Origin of the sequence: Allobosea lathyri (genome assembly GCF_900108245.1) — a bacterium.
Taxonomy (GTDB): Bacteria; Pseudomonadota; Alphaproteobacteria; order Rhizobiales; family Beijerinckiaceae; genus Allobosea; species Allobosea lathyri.
Genome location: NZ_FNUY01000002.1, coordinates 593,268 through 607,367 on the forward strand (window position 1 = coordinate 593,268; position 14,100 = coordinate 607,367).

Genomic DNA, 14,100 nt, shown 5'->3' on the forward strand with positions numbered 1-14,100 from the left:
GCAAAAGATCGGCATCACGCGACATCCACCGACAGAATGCGTCGCGCCCAGGGAGACAATGCCATGGCAACGCAGCAGGGCCGCCATTTTCTGCACATCCCCGGCCCGAGCCCGATTCCGGACCGCATCCTGCGAGCCATCGCGATGCCGATCATCGATCACCGCAGCGCCGAATTCGCGACGCTGGGCAAGGAGGTCCTCGAAGGCTGCAAGACGATCTTCAAGACCAAACAGCCCGTCGTGATCTACCCGGCGTCCGGAACCGGCGCGTGGGAGGCCGCGATCGTCAATACGCTGTCTCCGGGCGATACGGTTCTGATGGCGGAAACCGGCCATTTCGCCACGCTCTGGCGACAGATCGCGGCGCGGTTCGGCATCACCGTGGACTTCATTCCCGGCGACTGGCGTCGCGGCGCCGATCCGGCAGCGATCGAGGCCAGGCTCGCCGAGGACAAGGCTCACACCATCAAGGCGGTGATGGTCGTCCATAACGAGACCTCGACCGGCTCGACCAGCCGCATCGCCGAGATCCGCAAGGCCATCGACGCGGCCGGGCACCCTGCCCTGTTCATGGTCGACACCATCTCCTCACTCGCCTCGGTCGATTACCGGCATGATGAGTGGCAGGTCGACGTCACCGTCTCCGGCTCCCAGAAAGGGCTGATGCTGCCGCCGGGCCTGAGCTTCAATGCCGTCTCAGAGAAGGCCATGGCGGCCTCCCGGACCAACACCCTGCCGCGTTCTTATTGGGACTGGCAGGAGATGGTGAAGATCAATGCGGGCGGCTTCTTTCCCTACACGCCGGCAACCAACCTGCTCTACGGCCTCAAGGAGGCCATCGCGATGCTGCATGAGGAAGGCCTGCCTGCCGTCTTCGCCCGGCACCAGCGCCTGGCCTCGGCAACCCGCGCCGCCGTCAAGGCCTGGGGGCTGGAAGTGCTCTGCGAGAATCCGGCCGAGCAGTCGCCGGTGCTGACCGCCGTGATGATGCCGCCGAGTTACGACGCCGACAAATACCGCAAGGTCGCGCTGGAGAAGTACAACATCTCGCTCGGCTCGGGGCTGGGCAAGGTTGCCGGCAAGGTCTTCCGCATCGGGCATCTCGGCGAGTGCAATGAGTTGATGCTGCTGGGCGCGCTGTCGGGGGTCGAGATGGGGCTGGCGGCAGCGGGCGTGCCGCACCGCAGCGGCGGCGTGATGGCGGCCATGGCGGATCTGGCGGGCTCGGACGAGCCTGTCACGGGCAATGTCGCCGCCGTAGCCTGAGCAAGACCACTCGGCACCAAACCGACGGGACGACACATCCAGGCGCGGGCCATAGCCCGAGCCTGGATTTTTTATGGGTCCGTGCGCCCATTGCAACGAGCGGCCGGCACAATGACCGCCATCGCCGCCGCGCATGCGGGGCAAGAGCAGGCGGCCTGCCCCCAAGAGCGCAGACTCTCACGCGAAACGCCGCGAATGGCGTGCGGGAACGGCCATCAGCGAAATCCGCTCGTCCTCGACCGCTGCGAGAGGTCGTTATCCCAGCGTCGGCCCGAATTTCGGCAAGACGTTTCATTGACCTGGCGCGGTCCATGGAGAATTATTCAAGTATCGAAACGGCCTCGTCCGGAGCGATCGCGGGATTTGCTGGAGCAGCTTGCACCGCGTCATCAATGCTAAAAGCACCACGATGAATTCGTGGGCTCCCGATCGCTGGAGACCGATTCATGACCTTCCGTTTTGCGGGCTCAATAGTCGCCGCGACAATACACTCGTCGATTAGAACTACAGTATCGGACCGAATATCATATTCGATCCGATACTGTAGGCCTTTGATTTCGCATCGGCTTGTCCCGAAAACCGCGTTCCACTTTTCGGACCGATGCTCAGCCCGATGTTGATCGCATCAGCCCCGCGAGGCTGACGCGGCAGGCGCCGCGCGCCCATCCCCCAACACAGCATCATGGAGGTGCCGGCGCTCGTCGGTTCCGCCAGACGCGCATCTGTGAAATTCGCCATGGCCTATCGTCTCAGCCTGCTCGACAAGAGCCCCATCCTCGATGGGGAAAGCGCCAGCAGCGCGCTCTCGCGCACCGTTGCATTGGCTCAGAAGGCCGAGCGCTGGGGCTTTCATCGCTTCTGGCTCGCCGAACATCACGGCATGATTGGGCTCGCCAGCTCCGCCCCGGAAATCCTCGTCTCCTACATTCTGGCCAATACCTCGCGGATCCGCGTCGGTTCGGGCGGCGTGCTGCTGCAGCACTACAGCCCCTACAAGGTCGCGGAGAGTTTCAATCTCCTCGCTGCACTTGCGCCCGGCCGCGTCGATCTCGGCATTGGCAAGGCGCCGGGCGGTCTGCCGCTCTCGACCAAAGCACTGCAATGGCATCACGGCCCGGACAACAAAACCGAGCTTGCCGAGCAGTTGCGCCAGCTCAACGGCTTTCTCGACCGGCGCATCGATGCCGACCACCCCTTGTCCGGCGCGCTTGCAGCCCCCATTCCGCCGACGCCGCCTGAGCGCTTCCTGCTCGGCGCCAGTCCCGACAGCGCGCGACTCGCCGCCGAGCATGGCTGGAGCTTCGTCTTCGCGGGACAACTCAATGGCGACCCGGAGGCAATCGAACGCAGCTTCGACGCCTATGCCGGAGCCGGAGGCAAGGGTGAACTGCTGCTCGCGCTCGCCGTCCTTGCAGCCGAGACGCAGGACGAAGCCGAGCGGCTGGTTTCCGGCGTCAAGATCGTGCGGCTGCATCTGAGCAGCGGGCAGAGCGTTAATCTCGGCAGCGAGGAGCAGGCGATCGAATTCGCCCGCCAATCGGGCGCAGACAGCTACCGCACGGAAATCCGCCGGCCGAGCATTCTGGCCGGCACGGCCGCGCATATACGCCGCGAACTCGATGCGCTGCACCGACGCTTCGGCGTCCGCGAATTCATCCTCGACACGCCCGTCGCAGCCAAATCCGAACGGCTCGCCTCGATCGCATTGCTCGCCGACGAAATCCTCGCCGTCGACGCCTGAACCCAGCAGCGGAGAGCCTCGCCATGAGCGGCAAACGCATCACCTTCGGCATCATGCTTCAAGGCCCCGGCGGCCACATGAATTCATGGCGCCATCCAAGCAGCCCGCCCGACGCCAGCGTCAATCTCGAGTTCTTCCAGCGCACGGCACGCAAGGCCGAGGAGAACGGCATCGCCTTCGCCTTCGTCGCGGACGGGCTCTACATCAACGACAGGTCGATCCCGCATTTCCTCAATCGCTTCGAGCCGATCTCGATCCTCTCGGCGCTGGCTGCGACGACGAGCAAGCTGGGTCTCGTCGGCACGGTTTCGACCTCCTATAGCGACCCGTTCACGATCGCGCGGCAGTTCGGCTCGCTCGACCTGATCAGCGGCGGGCGCGCAGGCTGGAATGCCGTGACCTCGCCGCTGGAAGGTTCGGGCCGAAACTACAGCCGTCCCCATCCAGAACACGCCCTGCGCTACGAGATCGCGACCGAGTATCTCGACGTGATCAAGGGGCTCTGGGATTCCTGGGACGACGACGCCTTCGTGCGGGACCGCGAAAGGGGCGTCTTCTTCGACAAAGAGAAGCTCCATACGCTTTCTCACAAGGGTCGCTTCTTCTCCGTCGAAGGCCCGCTCAACATTGCACGCTCGGCGCAGGGACAGCCGGTCGTTTTCCAGGCCGGCGCGTCGGAGGCCGGCATCGGCCTTGCCGGCAAGCATGCCGACGCCGTGTTCAGCAACAATGTCGCGCTCGAAGAAGCGCAGGCCTTCTACCGCAACATCAAGAACAGCGCGATCGCCCATGGCCGCAGCGCGGACGACATCAAGATCTTCCCCGGTGTCGGACCGATCGTCGGCAAGACTGCAGCGGAAGCCGAGGAGAAATATCGGGCGATCCGCGAGCTCGTCTCGATCAACGAGGCCCTGCTTTATCTCGGCCGCTATTTCGATCATCACGATTTCAGCGCCTATCCGCTCGACCAGCCGTTCCCCGATCTCGGCGAAATCGGCAAGAACAGCTTCCGCTCGACCACCGACCGCATCAAGCGCAACGCTGCGCTGAAGGGCTTGAGCCTGCGCGAGGTCGCGTTGGAGGCAGCGACGCCGCGCACCGACTTCATCGGCGCGGCCGATGTCATCGCCGACCAGTTGATCGCCCGTGTGGAGCGACAGGCCGCCGACGGCTTCATCCTCGGCTTCCCCGTCATCGCTGAAGGCTTCGACGACTTCCTGCGGCTCGTCCTCCCGATCCTCGAGGAGCGCGGCGTCCATGACCGGACATTGCCGGGCACCACGCTGCGCGACCATCTCGGCCTGCCCCGCCGCGAAAGCCGTTACGCCCAGGGTGACGGCAGCAGCGTTCAGGCTCTCAGAAAGACCGCGGGCTGATGACGATCCACACAGCCGCAACCTATTGGGCGCGCCTTGCTCAGACATTCCTCGCCTGAACGACCGGAAAGGTAACCACCATGTCCGACAGCTTCATCTACACCACGCCGCTGGATGTCCGCTCCCAGCCTCTCGTCGAGGCGCTGACCTGGGAATATGCGACGCGCTACGGCAGCTATTTCGGCGAACCGCCGGGAGCCGAGATGAGCCGCTATCCGGCCGAGCTGTTTGCTCCGCCGCACGGCAATTTCGTGCTGCTGGTCCGCGATGGACGCACCATCGCGGGAGGCGCCTTCAAGCGCTATGACGAGCGTACCGCCGAGTTGAAGCGCATCTGGACGCATGCCGATTTCCGCCGCCAGGGCCTTGCGCGCAAGATCGTCGACGAGCTGGAAGCCCAGGCGCTCCGCCAGGGCTACGCCAGGATCTATCTGACCACCGGATTCCGCCAGCCGGAGGCGAGCGCGCTCTATCTGCGCACCGGCTACACGCCGCTCTTCGACACGACGGTCGATCCCGAGATCCACAAGAAGCTGGCCTTCGAGAAGGATCTGGCCGCCGCGGCGGGCCGGCCCTTCAACGCCGCCGCCCATACGCCGCATCCGCCGCAGGCCTCTTCCAGCGCAGCCTGATCAGGCGCGGTTCCGGGCGCGACGATTGCGCGCCGTCCCCCCAGCGAAACGTGAGCAACATGGCCCTGACCGGCAATTTCGACGCAGTTGGCGCCAGCGCCCTGCAAACCGAACGCAAGCGCGATTTTAGGCATTTTCGCGTCGTGCCGGCGACATATCCGGCACGCACGGTCGGCACCGTCTTCGCCGTCATCGTGATCTTCGCGATCCTGAACTCGGTCTTCTCCAATCCACGCTGGGGCTGGGATGTCTTCGCCGAATGGTTCTTCGCCGAGCCCGTGATCGCGGGACTGGGCCGAACCCTGCTGCTGACGCTGCTGGGCGCGACCTTCGGCTTCCTGCTCGGTACGGCGCTGGCGCTGGCGCGGGTGTCAGGCTCGCCGCTGCTGGCCTCGCTGTCCTGGGCGTATGTCTGGCTGTTCCGCTCGATCCCGCTGATCGTGCTGCTGCTGGTGTTGAATAATCTCGGCTATCTCTACGAGACGATCACGCTCGGCGTGCCTTTCACCGACATCTCCTTCTTCAGCTACCAGACCACGCAGCTGCTGACGCCATTTGCGGCGGCGGTTCTCGGGCTGACGCTCAATCAGGCAGCCTTCTGCTCCGAGATCATTCGCGGCGGCATCCTGTCGGTCGACCAGGGCCAGCTCGAGGCGGCTGCCGCGCTCGGTCTGCCGCGCTCGCGCCAGGCATCCCGGATCGTGCTGCCGCAGGCGATGCGCACCATCCTGCCCACCGGCTTCAACGAGATCATCGGTTTGGCCAAGGGCACGTCGATGGTCTACATCCTCGCCCTGCCGGAACTCTTCTATACGATCCAGATCATCTATCGCCGGAACCTTGAAGTCATTCCGCTGCTGATGGTTGCGACGGTCTGGTACCTCGTCATTCTCAGTGTACTGTCCTTCATCCAGCATCATATCGAGCGCTATTACTCGAAGGGCGCGCTGCGCAATCCGCCGCCTTCGCTGATCGGGACCGCGCTGGTCCGCCTGCGCCGCACGCCGACGACCACCACCACCACAGTGCGCCCGGTCGCCGAGCCTGCCCGCGCCGACCCGGCTGTGACCAACTGGACCTCGCTCACCCGTGGTGGCGGCGAAGTCCGGATTCAGGGCGTGAGCAAGAGCTTCGGACCGCTCAAGGTGCTCGACGATGTCAGCCTGACCGTCCCACCCGGCAGCGTCACGGTCATTCTCGGCCAGTCGGGATCGGGCAAGTCGACGCTGCTGCGCTCGATCAACCATCTGGAGCGCGTCGATGACGGCTTCGTCGCTATCGATGGCGAGCTGATCGGCTACCGCCAGGACGGCGACACGCTCTACGAGCTGAAGGAGAAGGACATCCTGAAGCGCCGGGTCGATGTCGGCATGGTGTTCCAGAACTTCAACCTGTTCCCGCATCTGACCGCGCTCGAAAACGTCATCGAGGCCCCGATCGTGGTGCGCGGTGCGAGCCGTGAAGAGGCAGCCGCCCGGGCCCGCGAACTGCTCGCCCGCGTGGGTCTCAGCGAAAAGGCCGATGTCTATCCGCGCCAGCTGTCGGGTGGCCAGCAGCAGCGCGTCGCCATCGCACGGGCGCTGGCATTGCGGCCCAAGGTCCTGCTCTTCGATGAGCCGACCTCGGCGCTCGACCCTGAACTGGTCGGCGAAGTGCTCGACGTGATCAAGGAGCTCGCCCGCTCCGGCACCACGCTGATCATCGTCACCCACGAGATCGGCTTCGCGCGCGAGGTCGCCGACCGCGTCGTCTTCATGGAGCAGGGCCGCATCCTCGAGACCGGCGCGCCCGAAGCGGTCTTCAACGCCCCCGAACACCCGCGCACGCGCGAATTCCTCGCCAAAGTTCTCTGATCCTCCTCACGCCCAAGGACATCCTGCCCATGATTGCCGCAACCAGACTCGCCCCGCTCCTGCTCGGTGCCCTGATCGCCGCCGCCACCCTCTCCAGCAGCGTATCGGCGCAGCAGGTCTTCGATCTCAGCCCCGAGCAGCCCGGCCGGCCACGCGCCGAGAAGAACGAGGAGGCGATCAAGCTGATCGGGAAGGACGCCAAATTCGCGAAGGACGGCGTCTTCACCGTCGCGATCGCCTCGACCCGCCTGCCCTTCGGCGCCTATGGCACGGACACCAGGACGCTCGTCGGCTCCGAACCCGATATCGCGCAGCTCGTCGCCGACAGCCTCGGCCGGAAGCTCGAGATCGTCAGTGTCGCCTGGGCCGACTGGCCGCTGGGCGTTGCCTCGGGAAAATACGATGCCGTCGTGTCCAACGTCACGGTCACCGAGGCGCGCAAGGAGAAGTTCGACTTCTCGACCTATCGCAAGGACCTGCTCGGCTTCTACGTGAAAGCCAGCAATCCGATCAGCATCAAGGAGCCGAAGGACGTTGCCGGCCTCAAGGTCATCGTCAGCTCCGGCACCAACCAGGAACAGATCCTGCTGCGCTGGAACGAGCAGAACATCAAGGATGGCCTGAAGCCCGTCGAGTTGCAGTATCACGACGACGACGTCGTGCTGTATCTCGCGCTCGAATCGGGACGCGCCGACGCCTATCTGGGACCCAATGCCCTGCTCGGCTTCAGGGCGGCGCGCGAAGCCAAGACAAGGCTCGCCGGCAATTTCAGCGGCGGCTGGCCGCTTCTCGCGGAAATCGCGGTGACGACCCGCAAGGGCAACGGCCTGGCCGAGGCGATCACCCAGGCCATCAACACCCAGATCGGCAACGGCAACTATGCCAAAGCGCTCACGCGTTGGAATCTCGCGCCCGAGGCGATCGAAAAATCCGCCACCAATCCGGCCGGCCTGCCCAAAAGCTAGCTTCATCGCTCAACGCCGCCGCCTCCGACAGGGAGCGGCGTGGGTCGGCCCGACCAGCGCGGCTGCCAGCACGTAGATTTTCAAAAGACGGAGACAATCATGATCCTGCGGCGCGCAATGCTGTCGTTCATTCTCGGCGCCTCGGTGGCGGCCGGCCTCGTTCCGGCCGCGCTGCGCGCGCAGGACAAGTTCGATTTCAGCCCGGAACAGCCCGGCCGGATCAGGGCCGGGACGAACCCCGACGCCATCAAGGCGATCCCGCAGAGCTTCAAATTCGCCGAGCCCGGCGTGCTGACTGTCGGGATCAGCCCTGGCGGCCCGCCGCTCGGGGCCTATGCGACCGATACCAGGACCGTGGTCGGCGCCGATCCGGATTTCGCGCAGCTCATCGCCGACAGCCTGGGGCTGAAGCTCAATCTCGTCGCGATCGCCTGGGCGGACTGGCCGCTCGGATTGACCTCCGGCAAATACGATGCGGTCATTTCCAATGTCGGCGTCACCGAGCAGCGCAAGGAGAAGTTCGACTTCTCCACCTATCGGCTCGGGCTGCACGGCTTCTTCGTGAGAACAGACAGCAAGATCGCGGCGATCAAGGAGCCCGCGGATGCCGCCGGCCTGCGCATCATCCTCGGCCCCGGGACCAATCAGGAGCGCATCCTGCTGGAATGGAACAAGCAGAACGTCGCCGCCGGGCTCAAGCCGCTGGAGCTGCATTATTTCGACGACGAGGCCTCGCGCCTGCTGGCTCTCGCTTCGGGCCGCGCCGATGTGATCGTGCAGCCGCATGCTCAGCTCGTCTTCTTCGCCGCGCGCGACCAGAACCTGAAGAAGGTCGGCACGCTCAGCGCCGGCTGGCCGCTGAAATCCGACGTCGCCATCACCACGAAGAAAGGCAACGGGCTGGTCGACGCGCTGACGCTCGCCACCAACACGCTGATCGGGAACGGCAAATATCGCCAGTCGCTCGCGCGCTGGGGCATCGAGGCGGAGGCCGTCGCGCTATCCGAGACGAATCCGCCCGGCCTGCCCAGGCTGTAAGCGACAGGGCCAGGATCGCTCAGATGACCTCCCCGCTCGCCATCGGCCATGTCGGCTTCCTGACACCCGGCAATTATGCCGAGAACGATCCCCTCAAGGGGCTCGAAGACACGCTTCAGCTCTTCGCGCTCGGCGAACAACTCGGTTTCGACAGCGCCTGGGTGCGCCAGCGCCATCTCGAACCCGGCATATCCTCGGCAAGCGTCTTCCTCGCAGCGGCGACACAGCGCACGCAACGGATCGAACTCGGCACGGCCGTCATCCAGATCGGCTATGAAAATCCGTTCCGGCTGGCGGAGGACCTTTCGCTGGTCGACGTGCTCGCGGGCGGGCGGCTCAATGTCGGCATCAGCGCCGGACCGCCGCCTCATGCCAGCCTGCTCGGACAACGCTTCCTCGACGGCGACGGGAGCGGCATCGACTATTCCCACGAGCGCGTCGCGCGGCTGGCCGCCAATCTCGACGGCGCCTATCTGGGGAGCGCCGATACAGTCATCACCTCGGCGGCCGGGCGTCTGCGGCCGCGCCTCCAGCCCTATGCGCCGCGTTTGCGCGAACGCCTCTGGTATGGCGGCGGCTCACTGCGCTCGGCGCGCTGGGCCGGCAGCGCCGGCCTCAACCTGCTGATCGGCAACATCAATACGGGCGAAGGCACGGATGATTTCCTGACCGCGCAACTGCGCCATCTCGACGCCTATCGCGAGAGCTTTGCCGGTTCGCATGAGCCGCGCATCGCAGTCGGGCGCGTCATCGTCCCGCTCGACAGCGCCGACGCTCAAACCCGCCGGCGCTATCTCGACTATGCCGCCAGCCGCACTGAGCGCACGCTGGCGCCGCAAGGCGAGCGGCGAACCCTGTTCTGCCCGGACATCGTCGGCACAGCCGAGCAGATCCTTGAGAAACTGACCCGGGACCCGGTCCTTGGGCGGGTGCAGGAGTTGCGTCTGGAGCTGCCCTACCAATTCGAAGCCGAGGACTATCAGCAGATCATCGGAGATTTCATTCGGCTGATCGCGCCGGAGTTGGGATGGCGAGCACGTCCTGTCATCGAAGCTAATCTACGGCTGACCGCCTGAATTGCGCAGTCAAACAGCGCTCGGGGTCCGGTTCAGCGGCCAGCGCCCGAGCTGTTCGTAACGTGTCTGGCCGCTGAAACTATGGATCAGGACGAAGTCATTCACCGTCCAGCGGATGGGGTGCAGCCCGGTCGCCGCTACGATGCGCCTGTCGTAAAGCACGGTGAGATGGGGCGTGAATGTACAGCGTCCTTGAAAACCCCTGGCAAGCATCGCGCGGCGCAGACCGTCATGAAGCGCGCTCAGCGCTGGCATCTCGTCGCTCGACGACAACACCAAGGGGTACATCCCGGCCTTGGGCGAAAAGCTCATGACTTGATCGAAGCTTACCGCGAAGCCTCCAGCCGATATCGTGTCCGCCGCCTGAACCATTGTCTTGACGAGCTCGACTGACGGACCCGCGGATGGCTCGCAGCCTTCAAGGGCGATGCCGAGAAGCGAGACATGATAGCGCTCAGGGGCGATCAATCGCCCGTTCAGGTGAAGGTCCAGGCAAAGTCGGCTGGCGACTTCCTGAATCCGGATGGCACTCTCCTCGTCCGGCAATACGGCGAAGAAATAGCGATCGACACGATTCCCAGCGCCGGCCGGAGCATCGGAACGGCCTCTATGGCTGAAGGGCGGCCGAGCCTTCGGCAAGACCACGCCTGCCAGCGGAGCTCCCTCCTGTGCATCGAACTGGAACGTAAGCTGCATACGTCTATATAGAACATAGCAAGAACACTCTCAACAGCGAAGAGCGCCAGCCGGCACGTTGGCTCGAACCTTCACTCACTGCCAGAAAGCGCCCTGGCTCGGAAAGTCCGCTCCCGAAAGCATGTCAGTTTATTCCGATATTCGGTATCTACTCTGAAACCAGCGCCGATTACCGGTCGAGTATTGACACCACCTCCGCCGCGGCTTTTCATGCTGACAACAGAGGGGGTGTCCGTGGCTGTCGTCGAGAGAGTGAAAAGCGGGAGCAAATTCGAGGAGCTGTACTGCTTCTCGCGGCTCGTGAAGGTCGAGAACTGGATTTACTCGTCGAACACGGCCGGGCGGAATTATCAGACCCGCGAAATGCCGGAGGATGTCGCAGCGCAGGCGACCCAGGCGCTCAACAATCTGGAGGGCGCGCTTCGTGCGGTCGGAGCGACCTTGCAGGACACTGTGAGGTTCACGGTCTGCGTCGGGCATCCTGACGATCTGGGTGCGGTGCTGGCGACCATCGCCGACCGCATTCGCGGCAGCGATCCCGCCCATACGATCCATATCGGTCCGCTCCCGCATGCCGAGATGAAGGTCGAACTCGCACTGGTCGCCTATAAGCGCGATCCCGCAACGCCCGACATCGTCACTTCCGTCAAAGTCTGAGCCCATGGCCGACGTCGTCATCATCGGAGCGGGCATCAGCGGCGCGGCCAGCGCCTATGAGCTGGCCAAGGAGGGCCTCGACGTCGTTCTGGTCGACCGGTTCGGGCCGGCCGCCATGGCCTCTGGCTGGACGCTGGCAGGCGTGCGCCAATCGGGCCGCCATCCGTCGGAGCTGCCGCTGGCCAAGGCCGCCGTTGAAATCTGGAACACGCTCGCCGAGGAACTCGACGGACCGACACATTACCAGCGCGGCGGCAATCTGCGGCTTGCGCGGACCGAGCACGAGATTCCCGTGATCGAGACGCTGGTGAGAGAGCAGAACGCGGCGGGTCTCGACCTGACGCTGCTCTCCAGCAATGCCGAGATCCGGGCGCTGGCGCCGGCCATTTCCGAGCGCGTGATGGTCGCGTCCCACTGCCCCACCGATGGCAGCGCCGACCCTGCTTCGACCGTGACGGCCTTCGTCGAGGCGGCCAAGCGGCTGGGCGTCACCACACGGTTCGGCGAGCGCGTGCTGCGCATCGAGACCAGCGGTGGCCGGGTCAGCGGCGTCGTCACCGACAAGGGCACGATTCCCGCGGCCAGGGTCGTCATCGCCGCCGGCATCTTCGGCAACGAGCTGCTGACGCCGCTCGGCTACGAGGTGCCGCTGCAGGTGCCGATGGTCACCGTTCTGCGCTCGACGCCCATCGACGCCACGCTGCGGCAGGTCATCGGCGTCGCCAATGCCGATTGCGCCGGGCGGCAAGAGTATAACGGGCGTTTTCGCGTCACCAGCGGCCTGCAGGATTGGCACGGGGTAATGAAGGAGAGCGAGACGGAGGCCGGGATCCGGCCAAAAGTCCTGCCGACCGGCCAGAGCATGGCCGAGGTCGTCAAGCTGTTTGGCGAGGTGGTGCCCGCCTTTGCCGGCGCGCAGGTCGAGGAGTTCTGGGCGGGCTTGCTCGACATGACGCCCGACGCGCTGCCGGTGCTAGACAACACGCTGGAGACCGAGGGCCTCGTCGTGGCGATGGGCTTTTCGGGGCACGGCTTTTGCCTCGGCCCGATCACGGGCAGGATCATCTGCGATCTGGTCCAAGGCCGGCCGTCGCGCATGCCGATCGAGCCGTTCGGCATTCGCCGCTTCTCGGCGCTGCGCAACATGCCGGAGCCCGCGACGCTGCACGGATAGGACGCGTATCGACCACGACGCTTCGCCTTCAACAATAACAGGGGAATGGCATGGCTTTCAGGACAAGAACTCTCAAGTCGACCGCACTTGCCACGACGGCACTCGCCACAACTGCTTTCGGCTTCCTGCTCGCAGCTGGCGCCCAGGCGCAAACGTTGCGTGTCGCGGTACCCGGCAACGACATGGCGAGCCTGGATCCTTATCGCGCCACGGCGACACTCGATGTGAACGTCGTGAACTGGGTGTTCAACGGCCTCGTGCGCATCAAGCCGGGGCAGATCAACCCGGAGCTGATCGAGCCCGATATCGCAGAAAGCTGGACCTCGACACCGGACAAGAAGGAGTGGACCTTCAAGCTGCGCGACAATGTGCAGTGTCAGGGCGATTATGGCGCGCTGACCGCCGAGGACGTCGTCTTCTCGCTCAAGCGCGCCTCCGCCAAGGAAACCTCGAGCTTCTTTGCGGATTATCAGGCGCTCCAGTCGATCGAGGCGCCTGACGCCAAGACGGTCAAGATCACGCTGAAGGAGCCGGTCCCGAGCCTGCTGGGATTGCTCGTTCCCTATCATGGCGGCAACATCGTCTGCCGCAAGGCGGTCGAGAAGCTCGGTGACGAGTTCGCCCGGACGCCGATCGGAACCGGCCCGTTCCAGGTCGTCGAGTACCAGCCGCAGCAATATGTGAAGCTCCGGGCCAACGCGAAATACTTCCGTGGCGCGCCGCAGATCAAGGAAATCCTCTTCCGCTACATGGCCTCGGATTCAAGTCGCGACCTCGCTTTCCAGTCGGGCGAGATCGATCTGGTGAACGGCAAGTTCGAGGATAGCTGGATCAAGCGGATGAGCCAGCTGCCGGAGACGACCGTCGACGTCATCGGCCCCACCGAGATCCACAGCATCTATCTCAACACCTCGCAGAAGCCGCTGGACGACATCCGCGTGCGCCAGGCGATCGCCCATGCCGTCAGCCGCGATGCGCTGGTCAAGTTCCGCGGAACGATGCTGTCCAAGGCCGCCGATTCTGTGGTGCCCAACGGCTATCTCGGCCATGTCCCGGTGCCGCTGCCGCAATACAACCCCGCAGAGGCCAAGCGGCTTCTGGCAGAGGCGGGCTTTGCCAACGGCCTGAACATCAAGTCGATCCAGACCACGCTGCCGGCGATGCTGACGACGATGCAGGTGGTGCAGTCGCAGTTGAAGGCCTCGGGCATCAATCTGGACCTTGCGCTCGTCGACCACCCGACCTTCCATGCCCAGATCCGGCAGGACCTGTCGCAGGTCGTCTATTACGGCGCGGCGCGCTTCCCCGTGGCCGATACGTTCCTGACGCAGTTCTTCGATTCCGCCAGCAGCATCGGCAAGCCGACGGCAGTGACGAACTTCGCCCATTGCGATGCCGCCGATGCCGAGATCAAGGCCGCACGCACGGAGCCCGACATCGAGAAGCAGAAGGCGCTCTGGGCTACCGCGCAGAAGAAGATCGTCGACGCGGTCTGCGCCGTGCCGATGTATGAGATGGGCCAGCCCTGGGCATGGAAGAACAAGCTCACCTTCGGCTACAAGGTCGTCGGTTCGCTCGGCCTTTCGCCGCCCATCGACGAGACCACTCGACTGGCCAACTGAGCCA

General features: G+C 64.6%; 13 protein-coding genes. 11 read left to right on the plus strand and 2 right to left on the minus strand.

Annotated features, from left to right (window positions below; all coding sequences use genetic code 11):
- Window positions 1–63: 63 nt before the first annotated feature.
- Window positions 64–1,266 (plus strand): pyridoxal-phosphate-dependent aminotransferase family protein, encoded by a 1,203-nt coding sequence (locus C4S73_RS07145; protein WP_103871885.1) that lies wholly within the window; start codon window positions 64–66, stop codon window positions 1,264–1,266.
- Window positions 1,267–1,770: 504 nt separating this feature from the next.
- Here the strand turns inward: C4S73_RS07145 and C4S73_RS07150 are convergent.
- Window positions 1,771–2,004, minus strand: coding sequence for a hypothetical protein (locus C4S73_RS07150; RefSeq protein ID WP_103871749.1), 234 nt, complete (start codon window positions 2,002–2,004; stop codon window positions 1,771–1,773).
- On the opposite strand from C4S73_RS07150, the gene C4S73_RS07155 reads away from it, so the two are divergent.
- The 7 genes from C4S73_RS07155 to C4S73_RS07185 all read left to right on the plus strand — a co-directional run bounded on the left by C4S73_RS07155 (window position 2,003) and on the right by C4S73_RS07185 (window position 9,947).
- On the plus strand, window positions 2,003–3,007 hold the full coding sequence (locus C4S73_RS07155) for an LLM class flavin-dependent oxidoreductase (RefSeq protein ID WP_103871750.1): 1,005 nt from the start codon (window positions 2,003–2,005) through the stop codon (window positions 3,005–3,007). The two genes, C4S73_RS07150 and C4S73_RS07155, sit on opposite strands and share 2 nt — an antisense overlap.
- 23 nt (window positions 3,008–3,030) lie before the next feature.
- The gene (locus C4S73_RS07160; RefSeq protein ID WP_103871751.1) at window positions 3,031–4,383 is read left to right on the plus strand and encodes an LLM class flavin-dependent oxidoreductase; all 1,353 of its coding nucleotides are present in this window, start codon (window positions 3,031–3,033) and stop codon (window positions 4,381–4,383) included.
- Window positions 4,384–4,463: 80 nt separating this feature from the next.
- A complete protein-coding gene (locus C4S73_RS07165) occupies window positions 4,464–5,015 on the plus strand; it encodes a GNAT family N-acetyltransferase (protein ID WP_103871752.1) in 552 nt (183 codons plus the stop codon).
- 59 nt (window positions 5,016–5,074) lie between these two features.
- Window positions 5,075–6,868, plus strand: coding sequence for an amino acid ABC transporter permease/ATP-binding protein (locus C4S73_RS28880; RefSeq protein WP_103871753.1), 1,794 nt, complete (start codon window positions 5,075–5,077; stop codon window positions 6,866–6,868).
- A 29-nt stretch (window positions 6,869–6,897) separates the two neighbouring features.
- Window positions 6,898–7,833 (plus strand): ABC transporter substrate-binding protein, encoded by a 936-nt coding sequence (locus C4S73_RS07175; RefSeq protein ID WP_103871754.1) that lies wholly within the window; start codon window positions 6,898–6,900, stop codon window positions 7,831–7,833.
- Between the two features lie 117 nt (window positions 7,834–7,950).
- Window positions 7,951–8,871, plus strand: a complete 921-nt coding sequence (locus tag C4S73_RS07180) for an ABC transporter substrate-binding protein (protein WP_103871886.1) — start codon at window positions 7,951–7,953, stop codon at window positions 8,869–8,871.
- Between the two features lie 23 nt (window positions 8,872–8,894).
- On the plus strand, window positions 8,895–9,947 hold the full coding sequence (locus tag C4S73_RS07185) for an LLM class flavin-dependent oxidoreductase (RefSeq protein WP_103871755.1): 1,053 nt from the start codon (window positions 8,895–8,897) through the stop codon (window positions 9,945–9,947).
- Between the two features lie 9 nt (window positions 9,948–9,956).
- Here the strand turns inward: C4S73_RS07185 and C4S73_RS07190 are convergent, their stop codons facing one another.
- Complete coding sequence (locus C4S73_RS07190; RefSeq protein WP_146071294.1) at window positions 9,957–10,493, minus strand: 2'-5' RNA ligase family protein; 537 nt, start codon at window positions 10,491–10,493, stop codon at window positions 9,957–9,959.
- 384 nt (window positions 10,494–10,877) lie between these two features.
- On the opposite strand from C4S73_RS07190, the gene C4S73_RS07195 reads away from it, so the two are divergent.
- From C4S73_RS07195 to C4S73_RS07205, 3 genes are read left to right on the plus strand one after another with little or no spacing between them, the layout of a single operon-like run.
- Entirely contained in the window at window positions 10,878–11,300 is a 423-nt protein-coding gene (locus C4S73_RS07195) for a Rid family hydrolase (RefSeq protein WP_160115685.1), read from the plus strand.
- A gap of 4 nt (window positions 11,301–11,304) precedes the next feature.
- Window positions 11,305–12,474, plus strand: coding sequence for an NAD(P)/FAD-dependent oxidoreductase (locus tag C4S73_RS07200; protein ID WP_103871758.1), 1,170 nt, complete (start codon window positions 11,305–11,307; stop codon window positions 12,472–12,474).
- 50 nt (window positions 12,475–12,524) lie between these two features.
- Window positions 12,525–14,096 (plus strand): ABC transporter substrate-binding protein, encoded by a 1,572-nt coding sequence (locus C4S73_RS07205; protein WP_200827945.1) that lies wholly within the window; start codon window positions 12,525–12,527, stop codon window positions 14,094–14,096.
- The last annotated feature ends 4 nt before the right edge of the window (window positions 14,097–14,100 follow it).